This window comes from Spirosoma arboris, from assembly GCF_009754945.1.
Taxonomy (GTDB): Bacteria; Bacteroidota; Bacteroidia; order Cytophagales; family Spirosomataceae; genus Spirosoma; species Spirosoma arboris.
This window is the reverse complement of sequence record NZ_WPIN01000003.1, coordinates 1-23,471: the sequence shown is the minus strand read 5'-3', so window position 1 is coordinate 23,471 and position 23,471 is coordinate 1. Positions and strand designations below refer to the sequence as shown.

Annotated in this window: 29 protein-coding genes and 1 pseudogene; 17 read left to right on the top strand and 13 right to left on the bottom strand. The window is 42.7% G+C overall.

Going from position 1 to position 23,471, the window contains the following annotated elements:
- Positions 1-55 precede the first annotated feature (55 nt).
- A complete protein-coding gene (locus tag GO755_RS07825) occupies positions 56-457 on the bottom strand; it encodes a response regulator (protein WP_157584199.1) in 402 nt (133 codons plus the stop codon).
- Positions 458-1,306: 849 nt separating this feature from the next.
- Here GO755_RS07825 and GO755_RS07820 point away from each other — a divergent pair.
- Complete coding sequence (locus GO755_RS07820) at positions 1,307-4,678, top strand: ELWxxDGT repeat protein (RefSeq protein ID WP_157584198.1); 3,372 nt, start codon at positions 1,307-1,309, stop codon at positions 4,676-4,678.
- 914 nt (positions 4,679-5,592) lie between these two features.
- On the opposite strand, the gene GO755_RS41810 is transcribed toward GO755_RS07820, so the two are convergent.
- The 3 genes from GO755_RS41810 to GO755_RS07810 all read right to left on the bottom strand — a co-directional run bounded on the left by GO755_RS41810 (position 5,593) and on the right by GO755_RS07810 (position 8,553).
- The gene (locus GO755_RS41810) at positions 5,593-5,724 is read right to left on the bottom strand and encodes a hypothetical protein (protein ID WP_262886987.1); all 132 of its coding nucleotides are present in this window, start codon (positions 5,722-5,724) and stop codon (positions 5,593-5,595) included.
- Between the two features lie 223 nt (positions 5,725-5,947).
- The gene (locus tag GO755_RS07815) at positions 5,948-6,538 is read right to left on the bottom strand and encodes an outer membrane beta-barrel protein (protein WP_157584197.1); all 591 of its coding nucleotides are present in this window, start codon (positions 6,536-6,538) and stop codon (positions 5,948-5,950) included.
- A 161-nt stretch (positions 6,539-6,699) separates the two neighbouring features.
- On the bottom strand, positions 6,700-8,553 hold the full coding sequence (locus tag GO755_RS07810) for a leucine-rich repeat domain-containing protein (RefSeq protein WP_157584196.1): 1,854 nt from the start codon (positions 8,551-8,553) through the stop codon (positions 6,700-6,702).
- Between the two features lie 393 nt (positions 8,554-8,946).
- Between GO755_RS07810 and GO755_RS07805 the strand changes: the two genes are divergently transcribed.
- The 4 genes from GO755_RS07805 (at position 8,947) to GO755_RS07790 (ending at position 10,761) form a co-directional block, all read left to right on the top strand.
- On the top strand, positions 8,947-9,171 hold the full coding sequence (locus GO755_RS07805) for a hypothetical protein (RefSeq protein ID WP_157584195.1): 225 nt from the start codon (positions 8,947-8,949) through the stop codon (positions 9,169-9,171).
- A 21-nt stretch (positions 9,172-9,192) separates the two neighbouring features.
- Positions 9,193-9,507, top strand: a complete 315-nt coding sequence (locus tag GO755_RS07800; RefSeq protein WP_157584194.1) for a hypothetical protein — start codon at positions 9,193-9,195, stop codon at positions 9,505-9,507.
- A gap of 353 nt (positions 9,508-9,860) precedes the next feature.
- The gene (locus GO755_RS07795) at positions 9,861-10,310 is read left to right on the top strand and encodes a hypothetical protein (protein ID WP_157584193.1); all 450 of its coding nucleotides are present in this window, start codon (positions 9,861-9,863) and stop codon (positions 10,308-10,310) included.
- Positions 10,311-10,353: 43 nt separating this feature from the next.
- The gene (locus tag GO755_RS07790; protein WP_157584192.1) at positions 10,354-10,761 is read left to right on the top strand and encodes a DUF1353 domain-containing protein; all 408 of its coding nucleotides are present in this window, start codon (positions 10,354-10,356) and stop codon (positions 10,759-10,761) included.
- Between the two features lie 134 nt (positions 10,762-10,895).
- On the opposite strand, the gene GO755_RS07785 is transcribed toward GO755_RS07790, so the two are convergent.
- From GO755_RS07785 to GO755_RS07745, 8 genes and pseudogenes are all read right to left on the bottom strand, one after another.
- Positions 10,896-11,222, bottom strand: coding sequence for a hypothetical protein (locus tag GO755_RS07785; protein ID WP_157584191.1), 327 nt, complete (start codon positions 11,220-11,222; stop codon positions 10,896-10,898).
- A gap of 574 nt (positions 11,223-11,796) precedes the next feature.
- Positions 11,797-12,225: a hypothetical protein gene (locus GO755_RS07780; protein WP_157584190.1), complete on the bottom strand. Its 429-nt coding sequence runs from the start codon at positions 12,223-12,225 to the stop codon at positions 11,797-11,799.
- A 374-nt stretch (positions 12,226-12,599) separates the two neighbouring features.
- A complete protein-coding gene (locus GO755_RS07775; protein WP_157584189.1) occupies positions 12,600-13,061 on the bottom strand; it encodes a hypothetical protein in 462 nt (153 codons plus the stop codon).
- Positions 13,062-13,082: 21 nt separating this feature from the next.
- Positions 13,083-13,433: a YrhB domain-containing protein gene (locus GO755_RS07770; protein ID WP_157584188.1), complete on the bottom strand. Its 351-nt coding sequence runs from the start codon at positions 13,431-13,433 to the stop codon at positions 13,083-13,085.
- A gap of 451 nt (positions 13,434-13,884) precedes the next feature.
- Positions 13,885-14,176, bottom strand: a pseudogene (locus GO755_RS07760) (transposase); the annotation flags it as partial.
- A 391-nt stretch (positions 14,177-14,567) separates the two neighbouring features.
- Positions 14,568-15,314, bottom strand: a complete 747-nt coding sequence (locus GO755_RS07755) for a hypothetical protein (RefSeq protein WP_157584185.1) — start codon at positions 15,312-15,314, stop codon at positions 14,568-14,570.
- A gap of 233 nt (positions 15,315-15,547) precedes the next feature.
- Positions 15,548-15,925: a hypothetical protein gene (locus GO755_RS07750; RefSeq protein WP_157584184.1), complete on the bottom strand. Its 378-nt coding sequence runs from the start codon at positions 15,923-15,925 to the stop codon at positions 15,548-15,550.
- A gap of 313 nt (positions 15,926-16,238) precedes the next feature.
- A complete protein-coding gene (locus GO755_RS07745) occupies positions 16,239-16,604 on the bottom strand; it encodes a hypothetical protein (protein WP_157584183.1) in 366 nt (121 codons plus the stop codon).
- Between the two features lie 73 nt (positions 16,605-16,677).
- On the opposite strand from GO755_RS07745, the gene GO755_RS07740 reads away from it, so the two are divergent.
- The 8 genes from GO755_RS07740 (at position 16,678) to GO755_RS07705 (ending at position 20,610) form a co-directional block, all read left to right on the top strand.
- Positions 16,678-17,235: a transposase gene (locus GO755_RS07740; RefSeq protein ID WP_227686893.1), complete on the top strand. Its 558-nt coding sequence runs from the start codon at positions 16,678-16,680 to the stop codon at positions 17,233-17,235.
- Complete coding sequence (locus GO755_RS07735) at positions 17,199-17,450, top strand: hypothetical protein (protein ID WP_157584182.1); 252 nt, start codon at positions 17,199-17,201, stop codon at positions 17,448-17,450. The genes GO755_RS07740 and GO755_RS07735 overlap by 37 nt, the downstream gene beginning before the upstream one ends.
- Before the next feature lie 647 nt (positions 17,451-18,097).
- Complete coding sequence (locus GO755_RS07730) at positions 18,098-18,829, top strand: hypothetical protein (RefSeq protein WP_157584181.1); 732 nt, start codon at positions 18,098-18,100, stop codon at positions 18,827-18,829.
- Positions 18,830-18,833: 4 nt separating this feature from the next.
- Entirely contained in the window at positions 18,834-19,184 is a 351-nt protein-coding gene (locus tag GO755_RS07725) for a hypothetical protein (RefSeq protein WP_157584180.1), read from the top strand.
- The gene (locus tag GO755_RS07720) at positions 19,181-19,360 is read left to right on the top strand and encodes a hypothetical protein (protein WP_157584179.1); all 180 of its coding nucleotides are present in this window, start codon (positions 19,181-19,183) and stop codon (positions 19,358-19,360) included. Before GO755_RS07725 ends, GO755_RS07720 begins: the two co-directional genes overlap by 4 nt.
- Positions 19,347-19,601: a hypothetical protein gene (locus tag GO755_RS07715; RefSeq protein ID WP_157584178.1), complete on the top strand. Its 255-nt coding sequence runs from the start codon at positions 19,347-19,349 to the stop codon at positions 19,599-19,601. The genes GO755_RS07720 and GO755_RS07715 overlap by 14 nt, the downstream gene beginning before the upstream one ends.
- A gap of 251 nt (positions 19,602-19,852) precedes the next feature.
- Positions 19,853-20,263, top strand: coding sequence for a hypothetical protein (locus GO755_RS07710; RefSeq protein WP_157584177.1), 411 nt, complete (start codon positions 19,853-19,855; stop codon positions 20,261-20,263).
- Between the two features lie 44 nt (positions 20,264-20,307).
- Positions 20,308-20,610 carry a hypothetical protein gene (locus GO755_RS07705; protein WP_157584176.1) on the top strand — a complete coding sequence of 101 codons (303 nt, stop codon included), beginning with the start codon at positions 20,308-20,310 and terminating at the stop codon, positions 20,608-20,610.
- 210 nt (positions 20,611-20,820) lie between these two features.
- Here GO755_RS07705 and GO755_RS07700 read toward each other — a convergent pair whose 3' ends face one another.
- The gene (locus tag GO755_RS07700) at positions 20,821-21,810 is read right to left on the bottom strand and encodes a hypothetical protein (protein WP_157584175.1); all 990 of its coding nucleotides are present in this window, start codon (positions 21,808-21,810) and stop codon (positions 20,821-20,823) included.
- Positions 21,811-22,031: 221 nt separating this feature from the next.
- Between GO755_RS07700 and GO755_RS07695 the strand changes: the two genes are divergently transcribed.
- From GO755_RS07695 to GO755_RS07680, 4 genes are all read left to right on the top strand, one after another.
- Positions 22,032-22,403, top strand: a complete 372-nt coding sequence (locus tag GO755_RS07695) for a hypothetical protein (protein ID WP_157584174.1) — start codon at positions 22,032-22,034, stop codon at positions 22,401-22,403.
- The gene (locus GO755_RS07690; RefSeq protein ID WP_198174776.1) at positions 22,288-22,719 is read left to right on the top strand and encodes a hypothetical protein; all 432 of its coding nucleotides are present in this window, start codon (positions 22,288-22,290) and stop codon (positions 22,717-22,719) included. Before GO755_RS07695 ends, GO755_RS07690 begins: the two co-directional genes overlap by 116 nt.
- 28 nt (positions 22,720-22,747) lie before the next feature.
- Entirely contained in the window at positions 22,748-23,014 is a 267-nt protein-coding gene (locus tag GO755_RS07685; protein WP_157584172.1) for a hypothetical protein, read from the top strand.
- 146 nt (positions 23,015-23,160) lie between these two features.
- Positions 23,161-23,364: a hypothetical protein gene (locus GO755_RS07680; RefSeq protein WP_157584171.1), complete on the top strand. Its 204-nt coding sequence runs from the start codon at positions 23,161-23,163 to the stop codon at positions 23,362-23,364.
- The last annotated feature ends 107 nt before the right edge of the window (positions 23,365-23,471 follow it).

Genomic DNA, 23,471 nt, shown 5'->3' with positions numbered 1-23,471 from the left:
TCTTCCAAAATCAAGTGACCCAATAAAGCGCCAGTCCAGTAGGCGCTTTATTGGGTCACTCAAGTAGTCCCCAGGTAGCTGCGAAAGATTTTACCGTTGACATAAGTTCCAGTTGATTTGACGATTTTGTTACAAAACCACTGGCCCCTAATTGCATTGATTTTACAAGATCACTGCTATCGGTTGACGTAGTGAAAATGACGATCGGCAAGCTTTGAAAAGTTGGGATGGCCCGGACTTCCTTTAATGTTTCAAAGCCATTTTGGCGTTGCATATTTAAATCAAGAAGAACCAGCCTTGGTAGAACAGAAGTCCGCTTTAGAGTAGGCACTAACTGATCCCCATCCGTCAACAGCTTCACATTAATAGGGGGTACTATAGACTCAAAAGCTAATTTGATGATATACTGGTCATCTTCATCATCTTCAACAATCCAGACAGGTAATTTAGGGTTCATATGGGTACGGCGAGTTTTTGTGACAGTTAATTGCTTACTAATTCATACAGTATGCAGTTAAGTATTTGCTAAGATATTGAAATACTGAATGCTAGGTATTAAAATGTATTAAAATGACTTAAGTAATTATACTTACTAAAAGGTGATAATTGTCGAGTGTTTATTGGTCAATCTCTGATAAAAACCCCGTACTGGAAGACCGTGCGAATTCTCTCGCTATTGACGCGCCTTGAGCTACTTGGTTTCAATCTCGTTATGCCGGTTTGCCGGTTAAGGAGTTTAAATCGTGATTAGGTCATAGTGGGATAACAACCATTGAAGTACCAGGGTCAACCATTGAGGGCTTCTTTGACTTCCTGTCAGCCCTAACCCAGTACAAGCAATCACGGCCAAGTTGTAAGACCATTTTTTAAACTCGATAACCAATCGCTGTCTGACCCACTGCTCAGGTTTATTACGGCGTACCGGAAAGATTTTTCTGACCCATTGGTGCGCCGATTGCTCTGGTAGTCATTGTCAGAAGTATTTCTCTCCCCTCGCTTATAGGCTACTGCCCTAACAGGAATACTTAAGCCACCTTCTTATAGGTAAAAAAAATAGAAAAACTAGGGGAAAAATACCCTAATTCTAGTCGGTCATTTTCAGTAATTTTGATCGTTTTTTTTTAATCTAAAGTCACCCAATACCTTCATAAGCAAACGATTTTCACGCTCATCTATCACTTATTTCAACTAAGTATAATAAGTATAATTCGCTAATATTAATTCGCTCACATTTATTGCCTATGGAAAAGCAGTTATGTCATCAGTAATCTGACACATTGTTCCAGTTTAATACACCCCAGTATCTATGAAAAAACTCTATCTACTCTTGTTTTTTATCTGTTTACAACTAACCACGGCACACGCTCAGATTTCATTAATTAAGGAGTTTGGGTCATGCTGTCGCGTTGCCCCTTTTGAGCCCCTGAATAATTTGGTCATTTTTAACGCCAATGATCAACTCTGGCGCAGTGATGGAACAGAGGCTGGTACTTTTCGATTAAACTCAAGTGCCCGATTTGATCTCAGTAGTAATAATCGATGCAGGATTGGTAATACCATTTTTTTCTGGTTTGAAGGGGCGAGGGAACTATGGAAAACGGATGGTACGGTAGCAGGTACTGTAATGGTAAAAACTTTAGGCTGCTGCTTCAATGGTGGCCCTATGGTAAACGTCAATGGCCTACTGGTATTTGCCTTTAGTACATCCGCAGCTGGTGTTGAGGTTTGGCGGAGTGATGGAACAGAGGCTGGCACCTATATGGTGACCGACCTGATTCCGGGTACTGGCAATGGCTATTATTACAATTCTCCACAAGCAGCCGTGCTGGATGGCTACTTTTATTTTTTAGGGCCTGAGCAATGGAATGGCACCTGCAATGGACCATGCGCCAGCAACGGATCGAACTATAACTATAGTCATGCCCTATACCGAACCGATGGGACAGCAGCTGGTACGACCAAGGTCGAAAATGGAGGTTTCGATACCTATGCGATGACCGCTATCGGTAATAAACTAGTTTATACGGCCAGGATGCCTTACACGTTTTCCTGTCAGGGGGAAAGTTATACTAGTCTTACTAACGTATTGATGAAAGTGGAGAATGGGGTGGCGAGCATATTAAAATACCCTGCTGAAGTGTATCCATACGACAATCCCAGTTGCTCGCTTGAACCGATTGGATACACTTTTCTTAATACGTCTAAATTTGTCAAGGCTGGTAATTATTTATACTTCAGAGCTCAGTACCAAGTTGGCAACGAGACAAAGTATACTATCTGGCGAACCGACGGGACTACAACTGGGACAATCCAGCTAATTGATTACCCCTATGGCAGTAATCCAAATGTAGCTAGTACTATGTTTATAGATACTTGGGGAATAAGGGACTTCAATTTCGGTAACATTGTCTATTTCTCTAACTATTCAGATGCTGCCGGAATCGAACTTTGGCGGAGTGATGGTACCCCAGCTGGTACGTATATGCTCAAGGATATTAATCCTGGCACAAATCACTCTTACCCAAGTGAGTTTCGCACAGTTAATGGCATTACCTATTTTTTCGCCAATGATGGCACTCATGGTATTGAACTCTGGAAAACGGATGGCACCACCAACGGCACCCAAATGGTTCAGGACTTAAATCCGGTGGGTAGCCAACCCTTGCAGATAGAAAATGGAGGAACGAATGACAATTTGTACGGTATATCGGCTGGGAGTACCTACTATTTCTGGGGTAATAATGGTAGCCAACCGGGCTTGTTCTCAACCTGCGCATCGACACCCAACCTAACCATCACCGCCACCCCTTCCCTGACCATCACCCAGGGGACTACCACCACTCTCAAAGCAGCAGGTGCCGCTACCTACAAATGGAATACAGGCGCCACAACCGCATCCATCACTGTCTCACAAGCCGGTTCCTACTCGGTCACCGGCACCAGTGCGGGAGGATGTCCTGCCACCACCACTGTTGAAGTCGTCACCGTTCCCGGTCTGACACTGACCCCATCAGCCAGTGTGCAGGCAGGCTGCGTGGACGGAACCGGCGCTTTATCGAGCATCCTGTCGGTCTCCGTCACCGGCGGGGTGCCCCCCTACAGCTACACCTGGCTGGCTCCATCCGGCGTTAGCCTGAACCCAAAAAACACCAGCCAAGTTTCCAGCACCATTGCCACCGGAATTCGAACCATCACCGTCCGTGTCGCCAGTGCGGCAGGAGGACCCACCAGCACAGCCACCATCAGTGTGACCGCCAATGCCCGACCCACTCCTGGGCTGAGCGGCAATGTCAACCTCTGTGCTGGCCAGTCGACCACCCTGACTGCTTCGGGAGGAGTCGGCTACCAGTGGTCAACGGGCCAGAGCGGGGCGAGTCAGGTGGTGAGTCCAACCTTGAGCACTGTCTATTCAGTCACCGTCACCAATGAGTCTGGCTGTAAGGCCACCAAAAGTAGCACGGTGAGCGTCAATGCCGTGCCCAAGGTCGTTATTAAGGGGAGCCCCTCGCTGACCCTCACTCAGGGCAGCAGTGCCACCCTGACCGCATCGGGCGCCACGACTTACGTGTGGAGTACAGGGGCCACCACCCCGGCCATTGTAGTCAGTCAAGCTGGCCCCTACTCGGTCACGGGGATCAGTTCGGGAGGATGCTCTGCCACGGCAACAACAGCCGTCACCGTTCCACCCCTGGTGTTGATCCCATCAGCCAGTGTGCAGGCAGGTTGCGTGGACGGAACCGGCGCTTTATCGAGCATCCTGTCGGTCTCCGTCACCGGCGGGGTGCCCCCCTACAGCTACACCTGGCTGGCCCCATCCGGCGTTAGCCTGAACCCAAAAAACACCAGCCAAGTTTCCAGCACCATTGCCACCGGAATTCGAACCATCACCGTCCGTGTCGCCAGTGCGGCAGGAGGACCCACCAGTACAGCCACCATCAGTGTGACCGCCAATGCCCGACCCACTCCTGGGCTGAGCGGCAATGTCAACCTCTGTGCTGGCCAGTCGACCACCCTGACTGCTTCGGGAGGAGTCGGCTACCAGTGGTCAACGGGCCAGAGTGGGGCGAGTCTGGTGGTGAGTCCAACCTTAAGCACTGTCTATTCAGTCACCGTTACTAATGAGTCTGGCTGTAAGGCCACCAAAAGTAGCACGGTGAGCGTCAATGCCGTGCCCAAGGTCGTTATTAAGGGGAGCCCCTCGCTGACCCTCACTCAGGGCAGCAGTGCCACCCTGACCGCATCGGGCGCCACGACTTACGTGTGGAGTACAGGGGCCACCACCCCGGCCATTGTGGTCAGTCAAGCGGGACCCTACTCGGTCACGGGGAGTGTCGCAACGGGCTGTTCTCGTACCACCAGTGTGGTGATGTCGGTCAGTGGGGTGGCTAGTCCTCGGCTGGCGGCCACTGAGCCCACTCAGAGTTGGCAGGTGCGGGTGCTAGGTAACCCTCCTGTTAATGAGTATGCAGAGATTGAAGTGCAGGATGCAGCGGGACAAACCTTACAGTTGTCCTTAAACGACATTACGGGGCATGAGATCAGTAGTCAATCTGTGGAGGTTCAGGATGAGGTTCAGCGGGTACGGCTTCGGTTAGGCTCATTGGTGGGAGTTTATCTATTGCAGGTCAGCGACGGAGTTCGCAAGCAAACCTTACGAATTTTAAGCCCAACCAAATAAGGCTCCAGTAATTGTACATGTTTCTTACCAACTAGAAAGCTTAGTCAGTGGTGGCTGAGCTTTCTAGTTGGTAAGAAACATGAGTCATCCCGAATTTTGTAAGGGTGTCTAAAAAAGAACCTCCTTTCTTAGTTTTGAGCATCGCCACAACGCCAAAACCAGAAGGGAACTCTTTTTATGGCCAAGCCATACCCGCAAGATACGGCTATTCATGCCCTAAAATCAACCAGTACCACCTTTTTAGACCAAAGTTCAGCACTATCTCCTAGAAGGCAAACTCCTTGTGCAGATTGATAATCGGCTAGTAGCCACCTTCTCGACCCTGTTTAAGAGTATCTTACTATTCCGTAATGCCAGGATGGGGCTCTTGCTTAGCGAGTTAGGCGGATACACGCTGGCCTTGCGCATGCCCCGGCGGGAACCAAGCGCATCAGTAACCTCTTACGATGCAAGAAGTGGACGGCCTGCCTAGTGGATGAGTTCTTCTTTGTCAAGGCACAACAACGTATCCATAAGCTATAAGCGCTGGGCAAACGCCCCCACTGTTGTGGGACGATAGCTGCCTAGAGAAGCCTGAGAACTAGTTTGTCGAGTGACTCTGTTCGGTCGAAAGCAGTAAGGCAAAGCAGCTGACCAAAATCAAGATCGGTGTTACATGTGCTGGATCGGGGCTATGTCAGCAGTTGGACGATTGAGTGGATGCTACCTTTTACCAGGACTTTCTGGTACGCTGGAAAAGGAATCACTTACTGACTCATGCCCTGAAAGGCAGTAAACAGACTCACCTGCTGGCTCGCAGTTGCCAAGGCTATAAACTGTTGCAGGATAAAGCGCGTAAAGTCACTAAACGCATTAGTGTGGGCTGGTGGTCAAGCACGCTGACTTTGCTCGAATTACCCTGTACTTACTGGTTGTTAGGGATCGGAATATTCGCTGGATGTATCCACCCGATCCAACGCGCAGGCAATGGATAACCTGGCCTTTTCAACCAAAACGGGACTAAACGGAATGGGTAGCCAGGTAGCTAGTTTAAAGAGTTCGATCAATGCCGTGGAGGGGCCGTTTATCAGGTAAGGGATTCGGTCAATGGTACTACCAATGCCGCTTATAATACCAGCCAGGTCGGGCGTTTAGATACCCTGATAGGCGCCATTTCCATCTTTGGGAGACTTAAATAAATTCAATAGAAACGCCCAACAAAAGTCCATTAAGATTTTGTTGGGCGTTTTGTACTAGGTTAATAATTGACCCATAACGTGAACGAGTCAATCAGCCACCAAAGAAGATATTGAAGCCAATTCCTAGGGTGGCATTTCGGTAGGTATAAGAAGACGAACCGAATAAAGTTTCCTTCGAACTATACCAATTATAGCCTAATTGGGCATCTAGTGAAATGTTCTGATTCAAAAAATAAGCCAGTCCCAACGAAGGCGTTAACGTTGTCGAGTTTGACTCCGAATTTGATTCTGAAGGCGTATTCAGAGAGTTTTCATTGTGAAAATTAGCGTGTGACAATGAATATGAAATACCGACATAAGGCTTTAGTTTAGATGACCCTACATAATAGCGGGCAAACGGCGAAGCTCCTATACTGATTGCATGCTCATTTCGGATAATAGAGTAACCCGAATAATTCTGAGTACTATAGCTAAGCGGAACGCCTATTCCCAGCAAGAAATTAGTCGCTACGAAATAGCCTACCGTCGGACTAATCGAACCAGAAAAACTATTACTGACATCGTCTTTTTGGTAAGAGAACTGACCAATACTAACGCCAGCATTCCAGCGGCCTTTCTGGGTTTGTGCCTTTACTGACAGTTGGATTAATAGAAGTAGAACGGTAAAAATAGTGTTTCTCATAACTAAACGAATTTAAATGAAGATGAATCTTTCTGCAATTATATAGAGGCAAATGTTAATTACTCAATTGCTTGAGTTAAAAAAAGTTAATAGCAGTAACTAATGAAGCTAAAGGGTGATATATAACACTAGTCAATTATGAAAAGAAAATAGACTAAGAATTAATTACATACCTGATAACTAGTGAAACTGTCTTTTCTCCAATTATATTGAACTTGACTCAGATTAGCTACGCAAATAGTCTGTATATTATTACCATCACTATAGAGAATAGTCAATTTAGTATTGGCGCGTAAATCTAAAGCAGTTAATTGATTTTCGTCACAATAGAGAGTGGTTAATCCGGTATTGGCGCGTAAGTCTAATGCAGTAAATTGATTTTGAGAGCAACTTAAGACGGTTAGATTTTTATTATTACTTGTATCTAAGTTAGTTAAGTTATTCGTATAACATCCTAAAGAAGTCAATAACACGTTTTTTGTAATATCTAGCACTGTCAATTTATTAATACTACAAATGAATTTGTCTAGTGCTGTACTCTTACTAATATCAATAGTAGTTAATTGATTGGAAAAGCAGTTTGCAGTTTTTAGAGTCGTATTTGCACCGATTGTTAAAGTGACTAAGTTGTTGTAAGAACAATCTAGGTTTTGTAAAGTTGTATTCGTTTCTAATATTAATTTAGTGAGTTTATTAAATGAACAGTTTAACGTTTGCAATGACCTGTTAGCGCCTAGATCTAAACTTGATAGTAGATTATTATAACAATTTAAATTTTGGAGGTTTACTCGGCCAGATACGTCTAAAGTTGATAGCTGACAGCTATAACATTCTACTGATAGTATGGCTTGACCTTGCCCTAATTTTAAATTGGTTAATTGTTTACTTTCATAACATTTTAGCTTTTGTAAAAGTGGACTTTTGCTCAGATCTAAATTTACTAAATTCGTATAGCGACAGTCTACACTGACTAAATTAATTTGTTTACTTAGGTCTAAATCCGTTATTGGATTGCCATAAAAACTTAATTCCTGTAATTCTACATTCTTACTTAAATCCAGCTTAGTAGTATTAGTGTAGCTACAGTCATAGGTTTTTAAAGAAGTTAACGGCGTGACATCCAGATTATTTAGTTTAGTAGAATAGCATATCAATGAAGTTAAGCTTGTGTTTTGACTCAGATCTAAAACTGATAAGGGATTGCTAAAACAATCCAATGATTGTAAAAGCTTATTTTTTGAAAGATCAAGACTAGTTAATTGATTTCCCCACAAATTTAAAGTTAGTAAATTTGTGTTTTTTGAGAGATCTATACTAGTTAACTGATTTTGAGAACAATGTAAATTTTGCAAATTTATATTGTTTGATACATCTAACTTCTGTAGGAGATTGGCACCAATAATCAGACTTGTAAGGGCTACATTATTACTTAAATCCACGTCGTTGACTTTATGGCCAATACACCGTAGCGTTTTTAGGTTCTTAAATGCTTCTATTCCATGTAAGTCAACTATTTGGCCTCCGGTTAAATAGTACAAATCCAGGTCGGTAACTTTAAGAGCGCTTGCTAATAGTAACTTCCCATCTTCCACATCATCTATAGTAAGTTTAATTAATGCTTTTTCAAAGTTCACATCGGGTATTTGTACATATGGATTACTGCCAGATGTAACTGTAAAAATAGCGGATGTTGAAGCTCCGTGACTGTCTTTGGCTATTACACTACCCGAGATGGAAATATCATAGCCTACATTGAGAATGGTAAATGTAGTATCAGTCAGGTTCTTTGCTAAAGTATCTTTGTAAACTACTGAGTAAGTGACTGGATCGCCATTTGGGTCTTTAGCGCTGTTCCAAGTCAACACCACATCTGTGTTTGTAGCTGATAAGGTGGCCTTTACGGTAAAAGGTAATGGGGGTAGATTGGGCTCAAGGTTGTCTGTGTGTTTGCAGCTACATAGCCACAGGAAAACTAGAACTATCAAAAGGTCTGACAATAGAAATTTAGTTTTCATAGCTGGTGTGTAAAAAGGCTTTCCAATCTGTTGAATAGTCAAACGTTATGCAAAATTAAAATAGGTGATATAGATTTTCCATTAAGATCGAAATTTACACTTTTACGTATTTGAAAATGTAAATAAATAAATTTACCAGTAGGATGTAAAATATATTATGTACACTTAAAGTCTTGACATTAACCGTTTTAATAATGAAAATACTACTAATTGACTCATGCGTAAGCGCATTGTTTCACACGTTCCAAAACATTCAAAAAAGTATTTTTTAAACCCTGATTTTGGTAGTATCAAGCCCGATAGTGGCTTAATATGTTGGCGAGCGTTCGTTGATTCGAGCGCAGATATCCAATATGATCCGACTGGCTAGAGACGAACCGGGCCTCGAGATGGTTGGCCATTTGGTTAGATCGAAACGGCCACGCCTATCTGGCTGGCGAGCCCGGCAATGGCTTTCGATTGGAAATAAGCCGAACCATCGGAGCGCTCAACTATGTGCAGGTAACAGCCAAAGCCAGGAACTGGCACCCTACCTGGTTTCTGGAAACCTTCGACAGCGCCAGCATCTTTGCCGACGTCGATTTTGACTTAAGTTTTGACATTTCTTTTAACGCGTAATAATCCCCAATAACCCAGCCGATGGCAGCACCCGGCGACACCCTGTTAAAAAGCCTGATTGATTCCAACATTCCCGATGTCACTCCGACCCAACAGCGGAGAAGTAAGGCCTCTTTTGTACGCTATTTACTTTATCAACTGATTGACTGGGTAACGACTGCCATCAATGGCAACCTGACTACCTGGCTACGAACATCCGATAATCAACCTGGTGGCAGTAATACCGATGCGATTTACCGGGCGGGCAAAATTTCCCTGACGGGCAGTCTGGATACCAAAGTACAATCGACGGCGACCACAATGGGCACTACAGCCCTCTATCAGTCAGGACTCTAGGTCCAGGGTTCCCACCTCGGATTCCGGGGTAGAAATCATTTATGGGGCTTCACCGGGGAATGGGGGTATTTTGTGTTATGACCGCACGAATGGTGTTTACCTGAATCTTAACCTGGATGGGTCTACGGTGAACATTAATTCGGGCAATGCCACCAATGGAAAAATGGGCGCCAATACGAGCTCCCCTACCAGTGCGCTCCACGTAAAAGACTCCACTGGCCACCAGCACCAGCGACACCAACGGAGTAGTAGGGCAAGTGGCCTGGGATGCTACCTATGTCTATGTCAAAACAGCGGCAGGCTGGAAACGGACTGCCCTCACTACATTCTAACAACCTTTTTTACTTCCCTTTATGGAGTCAATTAGCCAATCCATCAGCCCCGAAAAGCCAACCGGATTTAAACGAGTAGGCAAACATGAGAATTTTGTCATTACGGCAGATTTGAACATGGTTCAACAGGTACGGGTAATCACCCTGGACAATGCCACCAGTAAGCCAATGACCGAGCTCATAGCGGACGATGAAACCCTAACCCCAGTCCAGCGTCAGGCCAGCCTGCAACGCTACGCCGATCAGATCGTAACCCGGCAAACAGTAGGTTCTTTGGTGAATGCAGCAGGCCAGGTGGTGGAGCCTGGAACCGAGGGAGCCATTAGCCAGCGAGATTATTTCCAGGCAATTACACTAGGAGACCTAAAGAAAATAGGCCTACCCATAACCGATAAAACGCCGGTCACGACGCTTATCTACGCGCTTACCCAGGGCGAAATAGCCAACATCGACCACCGGGGCGAATTGTAGGCATGGATGCACTTTTATTAGTCGGTTGGATCGGTCTTATAGTTTGGCAATACTGATCAATAGCCAGCTCCCGAAGACCGACCAAATGACGGTTTTACAGGATGTTTGGGTAGAACTAGAAGATACCAGGATGGTACTGATAAAGGCTAACTTTCTAACCGATTGCCACAGCACGCCACCCTGGAGTCAGAGCCTACTACCTGCCTATAACAACCGCACTAATTTAGCGGCCATTGCCCACGATTGCCTGTACCTGGAATGGGAACGGTTTATCCTGACCTATCCAGGACTCTGTGGAGCCGATGGCCGGGCGTATGCAGATAATGTTTACTTAGCGCTAATGGAACGGTTTGACCCTGGCCACTGGCGAAACGGGCTTTATTACGGGGCGGTTCGGCTGTTTGGGTGGTGGAATTGGCGCAACTTCAGGCGACAGGCCGGGCCACGTTAGGCCGAGCCAATCTTATTTAGGAATAGCCGTTTTGCATTTTTCTTAAATTAGTTGAATAACTCCGATTATGCAAGGTGATTCTTTCAAGATTATAACTTGACACTCCTGCTAGCCATTATAAGAAATGTAACAGTTTAGTTCTTCTTGCTAGGTAGGGTCATAGTAGGGTTTAGCCAATTTAATGAATCAGTTGGCCAAGGCTTCAGTGGTTCTCCCAATGCTTTCAAACTTGTGGCAACTTGTTGTTCCGAAGTCGTAGGAACGGGCATAGGTCGATTAGGCATGGGAATAGCTTCCCCCTTTCCATTTCGGGTTGGCATATCCAATGCACTGCCACGACCCTTGAGAACGGGCATATTATCAATATTGGGTACTGAATTTCCTTGTCCTTTGATTGGACTCTGCTGAGCCAAACCTGCTGTGGAAACCAGTAAGCTTATCCAGGTTGTAAGTGTTTTCATAATCAGTTATTTACATGTTTGTAGCTAGACCCATTTTTGAGCTAGAATGTTGGCGTATAAGTGGCAATATGTTAGCCTAATAACATAAAAACAAGCGTTGTTGGCATTCAGTCAATGCTCAAACCCAAGCGGTTATTGATTTACTCTACGACGTTGCCAAATAGATAATAAAACGAAAAAGTCAGCCGGTAGAGAGAATATATAATTACCCGTCACAGCAATTAGAGCCACACATACGAAGCTGAGAGCAATAAGGCCAAGAGAATTAATTTTCATAATTGCCAGAGATTTATAAGTCGTATAATCAAACGTTATGGTAAGAAGCCTCGAATCAACACTATCTAATTAATCGCCAAAAGCTACACAATTTAATGCCGAAATCACGAGCTACTGGCGAAACGGGCTTTATTACGGGGCTGTTTGGCTTCTGGAATTGGCGCAAATTCAGGAGCTAGGCGAAAAATAGATAAAATGCAAAATGGCCAATCTTATTTAGGAATGGCCATTTTGCATTTTTCTTAAATCGATTAGATAACTACCAATATGTAAACCTAACTATAATTCACGGTACTAATTAATCTCTAGTGTCATAGCGAAACCACTTATTTCCTCGTTGATCCGGAACTGCTCCTGTTGCCGAGTATTGAAACTTCATTTTATAATCTTCACCGGGTATTTTGAGCAGGTGCTTTTCGTTGACAACTGGTGCTTTCACGAGTATAGTCGAATAAGCACTAACTCCAGTTTGCTTGTCTCTAACAAAGACAATGTATTCCGCATCTTGAGCAGGAACTAGTAAAACTTCCGAGGCATTATTTGGCGGAACGACACCAGGCGTATTGAGGCCCCAGGCGTAACTGTAATTACCTGATCCACCAGTGGCAGTGGCTTGAATGAGTTGTTTGCCAGTAGTGGCGTCACCATTAATCTGGGTAGTGACCTTAACTTGAGCAAACAAGGTTGTAGAGCAGGCCACGCCCACAAGAACGAGAAGAGTATGCATTGAGTGCTTCATTGAGTGATGTGTTTAGAACAGTAAAGCTGTAAAAGGGGAATTCTCCTGTTGTATAATCAAACGTTATGGTAAGAAGCTTCGAATCAACACTATCTAATTAATCGCCAAAAGCTACACAATTTAATACCGAAATCACGAGCCACTGGCGAAACGGGTTTTATTACGAGGCCGTTCGGCTGTTTGGGTTCTGGAATTGGCGCAACTTCAGGAGACAGGCTGGGCCACGTTTTGCATTTCACTTAAATCGGTTGAATAACTAAGAATATGTTATGAGAATAAACCTGCAATTAAGGCCCTTACAATAAAATAAAATAAGATAGTTAAATTATACAATTTAACTCATTAAATAAGTATAGTCTAAATTACTCGATAACGTTATAAAAGGTGAGTGTATCTCTCTTAAGGCTGACTCTTTTAAAACTGGCGATAATTCCTGTATCAATTGGAAAATATTGATCTCGTATTATCATTTGTGCATTTTTGTAATCTTTGATTACCCAAGTTTTCAACCTATTACCTGTATACTTCGGGAAAAAAGCAGAAGAGTTTAGATCTGTAGTATCATAATCGGTTGATAACCGAATTGTCTTATCAACCGCCCGTGCATCGTTTTTAGATATTTTCAACTTGAATACGTGAGAGTAATCACCAAGTGCGTTTGAAGTCTCATTTTGTACTACAGTGAAATCATCTTTAATCTTTATTTTCATGTTTGCCAATTCCTCAATAGCATCTGATTTTGAGAAAAAAGTGTCTGCTAGATAATAATATATTACGGAAGATATAACAGCCAAAGTAAGCACAATTAACATACTCTTTCTCATTTTTTTATAAGTGCTTTTATGTTAGACAGTTTTGATTTTTGCCTTATATTTCTCAATGTAGTATTCCACAGGGTGAGCTGTACCAGTTTCCCATAATTCACCGGTTTGTTTATTAATAATAATGGGCGAGTTACCCCCCAGTGCATAGCTAAGATTACCTGTTTCTAAAAATTCTTTAGAATTATAGAAAAATATCCAGCCGAAGGATTCTTCTTGGCTATCTGTTAAGACTAAAGTTGTTTTTACTTGTGTATAGGTAGGGTCATTTCGACGTAGATAAGATAAATACACCGGATCATAGTCAACATGATTCTCATTCATCTTATGAATGTAAGACTGAGCGAGTTCCCTTGCTGATTCAAAAGTTAGCATATCTCATAGTGTTGAATAATCCTATCTTAAGTTAGGAAGCATCGAATTGATACGATTTATTTAGTAGTCACAAAGTAATTAATTGAGTGAATATATCCATCGCCAGCTCCAGCCAGATCGGAACGCCGAACCGGCTGGCTTTTTTATGTCCTTTCCAGAGCCTACTGGCGATAGCAACTTTACAAATGAAACGCCAAGTAAGGCGGTAAACAACACTATGAACGGTTATGTAAGTATCTCAGGACTCTGGCACGTAGAAGCCTCCTTTGCAGCTCGAATGGAAGCAATAGCCAGGCCACGGATCCTGGCCGGGAAAGAGCCAATTGCACCAGGGCTAATCTCGGAGCACCCTAGCCTGGCCATTCGGCCCATTCTGTTGACAACAGGACTCCAGGTAATGGCGGGCACCATCTCCTATTATGAGCTGGCTATAGGATTTGTCAATCCACTGAGCCAACTGACGACGTTGAGCAGGCCCTACCCCTTTTTTTGAGGGCTTCTTTTATGACTTCATGGTCCAGGCTCAGTTCGGCATACATTTTCTTCAGCCGTCGGTTCTCGTCTTCGAAATCTTTGAGCCGTTTCAACTCGGAAGCTTCCATGCAGCCGTATTTCTGCCTCCAATTGTAGAAGGTGGCTTCACTAATGCCATGTTCACGAGCGATTTGTACAACGGTGTAGCCATTTTGCTGTTGTTTAAGGATAGCCACGATTTGGGCTTCACTGAATCGGTTTGCTTTCATTTTTCTCCCCTTTTGTGAAAAGTTAGGGGGGGGCTCTATTTTTCAACCGATCACTTTTAGGGGAATCTTACAGAGTTCATCAGATATCCTTAGGTAACAATCAATTAGTGATTGAACTAGATTCGCTAGGGCAAGAAAGGTTGAGGCAACAGACGATAAACATATCCTATGATTCATCTGAGTATATAATAGCAACACTTAAAACAAAGCTTGTAGAAGTGTTTGGCTTGGGTAAAATCTTTGACCAACTAACAAAATTGGTAGTTATATAACTGTTCCAGAAAAAGTATGATTTTTTACTCGGAAAATGAATTTAATTTTATTGAATAGTCTTTCAAATTTGAAAAGTTGTGTCAGCTAAATTTACTAATATTATATCTTGTTTTTTTGCTTATTTATTATAAGAAGCTGAATTTATACATTGAAGATTTCCGGTTTTAATTTGGGGTGTTTCTTTTCTCTTCTTCCGATTGTTACAATGTACACTGAGGGTGCCAGTATGATAGCACCCTTTAGGTAATTTACTAATAAAAGATGACCATTCTTTACTCATGTCCAATGTTGAATCTAGATATTGATAAAAAGTATCAATTGTATGTGCTTCGCGTACATTTTGTTGAAAATGAGGCCCCCAGTAGTGTTTAAATGAATAGCGAAATGGAGTAGAAAATTCTACTGAAACGCTATATCCATCGCTTCCTAAAGACCAGCCTTTGATACTATCCTGAACCGGAATGTCGAAAATCGACAGACTACATGCTAACTCGTAAATCTGTCTTGAGGTAGTGGTGTCTATTTTTGTTGAATTATGATAAAACTTCTTTCGTTTTTTTGGTTTTTTATATTCTTCGGGGTTATATGGAGTTGTGTAACTGATTAGGTTACCCTCAAATCTTTGTTTATCAGTCGTCCATATATCCACAGCTTGATTTGTTATCCAGAAGCGAAAGTGCAGAGCTTGCCTGTCCATAGTCAAATCCTGCAATCCGACTTTCTTGATATCTTCCTTTACAAATGTATAAGCAATTGTTGTATCGCCCCTTCTATTAAAGGGTATTTCAATACTCTTCATCTGCGCATGTGTAAGCTGAATTCCAATGGAAAATGTTACAGCCAAAAGCTTCAGTATGGATTTCATAAATAATCTTATCATTTTCACGACTTAAATTAGCCTGCCTTCTTACGATACTACTTTTGGTTATGAATTTCAATGATGCGCAATTCTCAGAAGAGTATAATTTGGTTGATCGGCAAAAAATGGTATTCTCTCTATTAGCGTTTAATAATTCATGATATTTTATATGATTAAAGCTAGAAGGTCAGTATTTTTTTTATTACGGCAGTAAGTTTGGGGAAGTTTAATAAATGTATCTAGTCCTCACTTTCTTCGTACCACTTGTGAGAATATATAAAGCCCATAAAATCTGCCTTCTCTTTGGGCGTCTCACCAGCAATTTCTACCATTACTAAATTGGCTAGCGACCTGAATTCAGAAAGGTCATCCATGAATTCACGAATCAGATCGTGCTGTTCTTCTGGAAGGTCTTCATTATGATTTATATACATGCATAAGTCATAAAACATCCTTCTATTCCAACCTTCATTTACTAGTAAGTTAACTGATTTTTGCCGCTTTTCATTAGTAACATTAGCATCTATCAGAACTCCTTTTAGATAAGATTCTAATGAATCAGGCTCGGAGAGTTTTTGTCTAATAATAGAAACCTCATTTAAATAATGATACTTCATTGTAATTGTCGCATATGTACGAATATATTAATTATGTGAAACATTACAGGTTTACAATCTCGTCTATTGTATTATAAACGCCTGGCTTTTTCAATTAGACTCTTTAACACTGTTATTTTATGGGTTGCTTCTAGTTCATTACTGCAATAAATCGTGTGCATTAACAAACGTGGCTGTTGCAAAAGCCTGGACGGGAATCCGAGTGTTTGTTTACACAGCCAATTTCCAACTGGTCAACGGCTAAAAATGGCTTGTTAACTCAGTCTTTCTTTGTTGGCATCGACTTTTGCAATAGGTACTGGCAATAAGTTAGCTAGACACTTGCTATTAATTGATCTAGGGTCTGTTGATCAATGGTAAAAGGGGCTGCTAAATCCAAGATAGCAGACATCTGCACTTCTTTCGTTAAGGTACTCCAATTGTCAATGTGAGACAGGTGAGTTCTTAAACCTGCTAGGTAATGGGGCACTGCCTCAATACGACCGAATTGGGTTTGGTGATCTGCACGACTACTCTTATAGTAGTCACTCAATTCATCATGCACTCGTCTGAGTAAATCACCAGAGTAAGGCGATACTGCCAAGTAGTGAGCTTCATAGTCTTCACTTTGAAATTTAATAAAGCTTAATGCCTTCTGTAAGAAGATTAGTTCCGCAGTCTTGTCTATAACAAAGGCCATTTTTTTGTTTTATAATTCTGGTGGCTATTGCAAAAGTAACCCATTGAGGGATAGGTTAGTTATCAGCTCGCTCATGCTAGGCTTTCACTCGATCCAGACTTCGCTGGTGAAACTGGTGCCTGTTCACCACTTTTACCAGCAACTGCTCAAAACGGTCGACTTTCGTTTTGTCAGGCCGCTTTTTGAGCTCTTTTATAGCACCACGGGGCGGCCTTTGCTGGACCCAATTGTGTTTGTTAAGCTGCAACTAGTGGCACCTCTGGAGAACATTACCTCGGATCGGAAGCGCCTGGAACTGGCGAACCTGTATCTGGGTATCTGTGCGTTTTTGGGTTATGAGTTAGAGCAGCCCTTGCCTTGGCACAGTACCCTCTGCCGAACCTGCCACCGCATCCCGGTTTCTATCTTTGAAACCAGGATGCGGCCCGGCTGCTTTACGCATATTGTCGGCTTATGCATTCAGAAAGAACTGGTGAGCGGCCATACTCAAGTGATCGATTCGGCTTACATTAAAGCTAATGCGTCCATGAGTCGGCTCAAGCCCAGGCCTTCCATTTGGTCTATGGAGACAACACCCTCAAATCCGTCCTTTTCATGCCTACCAGTGTATCCTACCTTTCGGGCCAATTAACAGGCCCATTTTTAAGCCACGCCCAAATTGAGGCTATGCCTGATTCGGCCATTAAGTCTGCTTATGAAAACGTTAAGATTCAATTGGCAAATCTGCAAAGGAGAGTGCAGAATAATAGTGGTCTATTGGCCGAGCTCACCGAGGAAATCCAGGCGTTCACGCGCCAAGTCGTATGGCTTCGAGCTCGGAAATTTCCAGATTACTTTGAGGATTAACAACTTTACTATCAGATAGATAGGTAAAAATATAGGGTAAGGTGGTTGGCTCTAGTGGAGAGCAGCGAACTGGCAAGGGGCCAGCGCTTTTTGGGTTCGATTCCCTATCACCTGCAATGGAAAAACTTTCCATTCTAACGAGGAATAAGACTTAGGTAGTAGGATTGGTGGCCCGGCAACGATTCAGGCCATCAACCTCCAAACTATCTACGTATATATCTCACCGTTAGGTTCTTTTTACGGCTTGGTGCACACAGCCGCAAATCACAGGATAACCGCGAAAAAAAACAGCCTTATGGGCTGGCCGCTACCACTATGCCTTTTTTGTACCTTTTTTTGGCGGATTTGCAGTTACTCCAGGTGTTAATCCTTTGTTATTCAATAACATATAAACTTTTTGTAAACTTATTGATAACTAGATTAACTATTAGATTAACTTTTTTTTGAGTAGTTATTTCCCTAACTGAATAACTGTCCTGAGTGGGCAAGTCAGGAAGACAAAAGCAATCCCAAAATGACCTCAAAAGCCAAAAAATGGCGCTTATAGCCGAATTAGCCTCCCTGCGCTACGATCTTTTTTTTGCTCTATTCAACTAGGCAAATAACCCCTAAATGGCTTAAAACGAAGAAAATACCAAGTTCCAATCATGCAAACGACCACTACCAACGCCACAAAACAACACTCGCTCGGTTCAGCCCGGCAACCTGGCTACAAATTCGTAGGAGACCGAGAACTAAGCACCTACCGCTGGGTAATATGGCTAAACAACGATAAACAGACCGTAATTGAGGGCTATTCTAAGGACGTAAACAGCTGCGAAAAGGAGGACAAACAGCAATTACTCCAGGATTGTATAAGCCGATTAGGCAATAAAGGCTATCTGGATAAATGCTATTACTGGGTCATTTTTAAGCGACAATTCACCCATAAGGACACGGATACCATGATACTGGAGCTAAACCCCCACGGGTATTTGGCTCACGATTCGCTAACCCTGGACATTTCCACGCTTAGCTGGTTAGATCGGCTCTTTACCGCTCGCAAGACCAATACGCAAGGCATCCTAAATTATAAGGATTTACTTCCACAACGACTGTCTCCCCAACAGATTAGAAAGGCCGATTTTGAGTTTACGCTGGAGCGCTTTCCAACAAAAAACCATTTGGGCGATTACTGCCGGAATGTGCTCCTAGCGAAGTATGGCCGCAATCAAGTTTTAGCCTGGTATAACGCTAAAGAGGTGATTTACAGCACAAGTCAGCAACAACCGATTGCCGGGGCTGTAGTTGCTGGCGGAAACAAAGACAACGAACGGGCGGCACAATTGGCGCAAACGGCTATGATGAACCTCCAGGCCAGATTTACACGCGGAAAATAAGTCCATGCACAAAATTGATTTGGCTATTTATCCGATTGGTATGGCCGCGCTCTTGGAGTTAATTCACCTACCCAGCGACTACAGTACCAGAGAAGCACTCAACAGGCTGAGTCTGGCCGAAATAGCGCTGGTGGAATGGCGGGGCCGAGTAACACCCCAAACCCTATTAACCTGGAAGCTGCGCGATAGACGCAAAAAATACTGCTTAAAATTACCCCTTTCGGTAGCTGTGGCGCTGAGAATAGTACTCAAAAGACTTCACTTGGAAAACGAATTACAGGAGGTATACAACGAATTAGACCGAGCACTAGTAAACAGTGGACTTTCCCCCAAATTTCTCACCTATTCCTTATGATTAAACTGCTTTTAAGCCTCCCCATTCTCATTTCTGGAGCTCTGTTTTTAGGCTTCTGGCTCCTGCTGGCCATAATCGCCCTAACGTTCATTATGAGCCCGTTTTTGTCCCTCCTCGACAAGTATTCAAACTCGTTTAAAACACCCTCCAAATACTGCGATTATGGAAGCAACTAAACAACTAATTGTCCCAAGTACTAGGGAGCTCAAGGCCTTAAAACAGGATTTACAGCCCACCGGCACTGTTTGGCGATGCATCCAGGCCGGTTTTATAAAAGGCTTAATTAATACCCAACAGGCTACGGATTTACAGCACCAACTCGCCACCGTCGTGGACTACTGCCAGGAGCAGCAGGCAATTATTTTCAACCTCCAGGCTGAGCTGGCCAAAAGCAAACAAACTTCACTTTTCAATTAATGACTTTGATGAATTTACCCACCGAGGAACAACTACAAGACAACCAGGAAATACAGGCCGGTTTATTAATACTTAGCCGTTTGCCGCTGACCAGTAAAAGACCCTGCAATTGTAGCCACTGCAAACGCCTAAACCAGATTTCAGGCCAGCTCCTAGACAATCCAGACGACACCTACGGGCCAAATGCTATCCCGCAATTAGGAGGCAAAATATCCACCAAAATCCGCCGATAACTTAAACAAACCGAAGTGATGCAAACGATTACAATAACACTAGCAGAATATCTGGCCATGTTTCCAGAGCCAGAAAGATGGATAATGAGTTCTCCAGGGCTTAAGGAAATACAGCCACTAAATGAGCGGCATATGATAAGCACCCTTTATAATAATTGTGACTTTAGAGGGCCAGAAATCAACATTCCAAAGGTTTGCGAAAATGTTGTACAGCGATCACAAAAGGCGATTTTAGGAAAGCCATATTACCTCATTTACGTGGCCAGCCGACTTATCCAAAAAGCTCCATTTGTTACCTATTCGGATTGTTTTGAGCTGGTTATGTGGCACATGGTTAACGAGCTTAACGCACGATATAAGGCAGACCGTTTGCCAATCGTTGTGGAGCTGGGAGAGCACGAAAGAGACAGAACAGGATTAAACGATTAACCACCAACCTGGCCAGATCTGGCCAGGCTTAACCTGTTTCTAAGATGCCAAAGGGATATAATAAAGACGGATCAAAGAAGGTAAGACCAGCCAACTCTGGCCGAAAAGCAAAGGATGGTAAAAAAATCTATTCAAAGCTGGCCATAGATGTGATTCAAATACTATCAAATCTAGAGAATCCAGTGGCATTTATTGAAAATGCAATTAGAGAGAAATCTGCCAGAAGTTCTGGCAAACGACAGACAGAATTCTCAGGTAGAATACAGAAGAGTGGCCAAATTGATCTACTGGATATGCTGGAACAGATTAGGATAGGAAAATTATTGGAACATAAACTTACAAGGTAACTAATAAGCCAAATTTTCCTTTTAATGCCTTGCATAATACAATGTAAATCTTGGAAAAATATCGATGATGGGACTTGCTCTTTATAAAAAGATTAAAATTTATATATGATTAGAGTGCCTAAATATATTGCTTAATTTTACATGAGTTAATCCTTTAAAGCAATTAAAGGGCAATTTTTAAAACTTAAATGAGTATAGATAAACCTTACTTTACTTCATTTGCTGGGTTTTGTTTTGAGAATTGATGTTATTATTTGGCAATGCCATATGTTGATTATATGGCATTAAATAAAATTGACTTTGTTGCGTAATATTACTTGTAGCAGCATCATTCACAATCTGAGTAGCTTTTTCAATTTTTTCTTGGGCTTTAAGTAATTGTGCTATGTCTGAACCGCCACTTATTATTGCCGCAAAAGCACTTATTACGATCAGAGCTTCTTTCATGCTACCCCAAAAAGATGCCCAGTCTGTGTTAGTGCTATCAATTTCTCTTAGCGCTCTATATAAATAATCAATAATTTGTTGTTTAGCTTTCATAGGTAAACTAGAGTCAATATTTATTAAATTGATAGCTTCAAATATCAAATCTTTCGCTTCTTGTTTTTGTTTTGTATTTCCATCAAGAACTATGTGCATTATGTCAGGATCAACATTTTCATTGTATTGAGCTTTTACCGAATTGTATATCTTAAAAGTATTGCTATAAAGCGCTTGAAAAGCTACAAATATTTCCATTAAAGGTGTAAATTTTACTTCCCGCTCTGAATTATCATATATTGCATCTTCTTGGATTTTTGTAAGAGCTCCAGTAAAATTTTTAACCTTTAACCAAAACCATTTTAGCGATATATTTTCTTTAATAGTTTTTAAATTTTCTTCATCACTATATTCTATTTCTGGCGTTAAATGGAAATTTATCACAGCATCTTTAAAAGAGCCAATACACCTTATGAAGCTAGTTAGCGAATTTGATAAAGTAGATGTTAATTCATCATCCACTTTGTAGTACTTTGCATAGAGAATATACTTATCAATTATTCCTTCTAGGTACATCATTTCAGGAGAAATGAAATTTTTGATTTGCATTTCCCTAAGATATTGATCTGTGAATAAAAATATATTATCAATCTGGTTTTTATCTTTAATATTCAAGCTCAAAAACATTTTAAGGTCGAGATCTGTTTTTGTTGTGCCCATTTGATATAATATTAAGAATTGATGTTTCTTTGAGATCTTTTAACTTAATTAATAAATCGTCTCATGAATGATATGAGCTAATTTACATGCGTTCTGCAAAATTTGAACGATTGTAAAAATAGCATCCGTTTAGCCTCCTAATCCTTAACGACCAGCCATAGCTTTTTACCGTAAGCGAAACAGTCCTTTCGCCTACCCTCTCTCATGCTGAGCTTTGAGGCATGAATATATTAAAAATCCTCTGGGAATTTATTAAAGGCAATTACAAACGCTTTGCCTGGGAGGTTGCGGCCATCCTGCTCTCCATTGGTGTAACCTGGTTAAGCGGCCATTTCTCTGGCCAGAATGAACTCAAAGCCTGCCAGGATGAGCGCACTATTTTATTCCAGGAAAAGGCCAGCGCTCAAACCGTTTTAGACTCCATCAAATGGAGCAAGGTGATTAATCGAATGGGAACACAAATCAACTCTCTCCAAAATGAAAACAACCAACTACGGGAAAAGACCGTTCTGGATTCTGCTGCTAACGCTACCGAACTGGCCACTATGCGCTCAATCAATCAGCGCTACCAAGAGCAATCAAAACACCGATAGTCTAGCCGTGGCCGTGGAGTTCATCCATAACGCCAAACAGATCCAGCAGGATCTTATCAAATTGGATTGGGCGATTAAACGCGAGGTGGTTTATAAAGCCCAACTCTCCGAACAGGAGGCCACTAACCAGCGGCAGGCAGCAGAACTGGCCAGCCTTACGAAAACAAACGGCAGTCTATCTGCCGACTTAGCCGACACAAAGCAAAAACTTGGCGAACAGGCGATAAAAACCAAGTCGGCCAGGGTGGAAGTTTGGGCTATGAGGCTGGCCGTAGGTCTCTATTTGGCGGGTAAACTAAACGGCATTTTGCCTTAAGCAAGAACATTTAAACCAATTATCAACGATGAAAACGCTTCATTTTGCCATTGACCTCCGTTCGTTCTTTCTGGGTGCTCTAACGCTGCTAGGGGTTCTGCTACTGGCTAATTTCACCCCTTCGCCAAACAATAAACCCGAACAGGCAGAGAATCGACGCTACCAGGTCGTTACGGGCGTAGGAGGGAGTTTTATTTTAGACACCCAAACCGGGCAGTATATCCAGATCTATGGCGTTGGAAAAAACTCCCGCACCAAGTTTAATTTCAATGACCTGGAGCCACAAGCCAAATAACGGTTCTGAATCATTCGATCCAAATCACCCGCCACGGCCTACTAGTCGTGGCTTTTTTGTTGCTGCAAAACCGTCCTTTTCAGCGGCCTGGCCTGGGTGCAACTTTGAGCTAGTAAACAACACGAACAAGAAAACCCACAGAGCTAATGGCCTTAAAACTTGTCAAATTCATTACCGATTCAGACGGGCCAACCAGGGCCGTGAATATCAACCCGGAGTACGTGGCCACGGTGGAGGCCGATATGGCCAAGCCCAACCAGATTTGCCATATTACCCTTTGTACGGGCCATTACTACCGGATTCTGGAGCCAGAGGTAAATGCCAGCAAACGTTTAGTGTATGGCCTCTAAGACCATTACCCGCAGGGCCATGTTTGCCGAAATCCACCAGGACACCCTGGGCGGTGGAAAGGCTCACGTTTTTAGCCTGAAGTACGTCAAAAAGGATGCGACGGTAG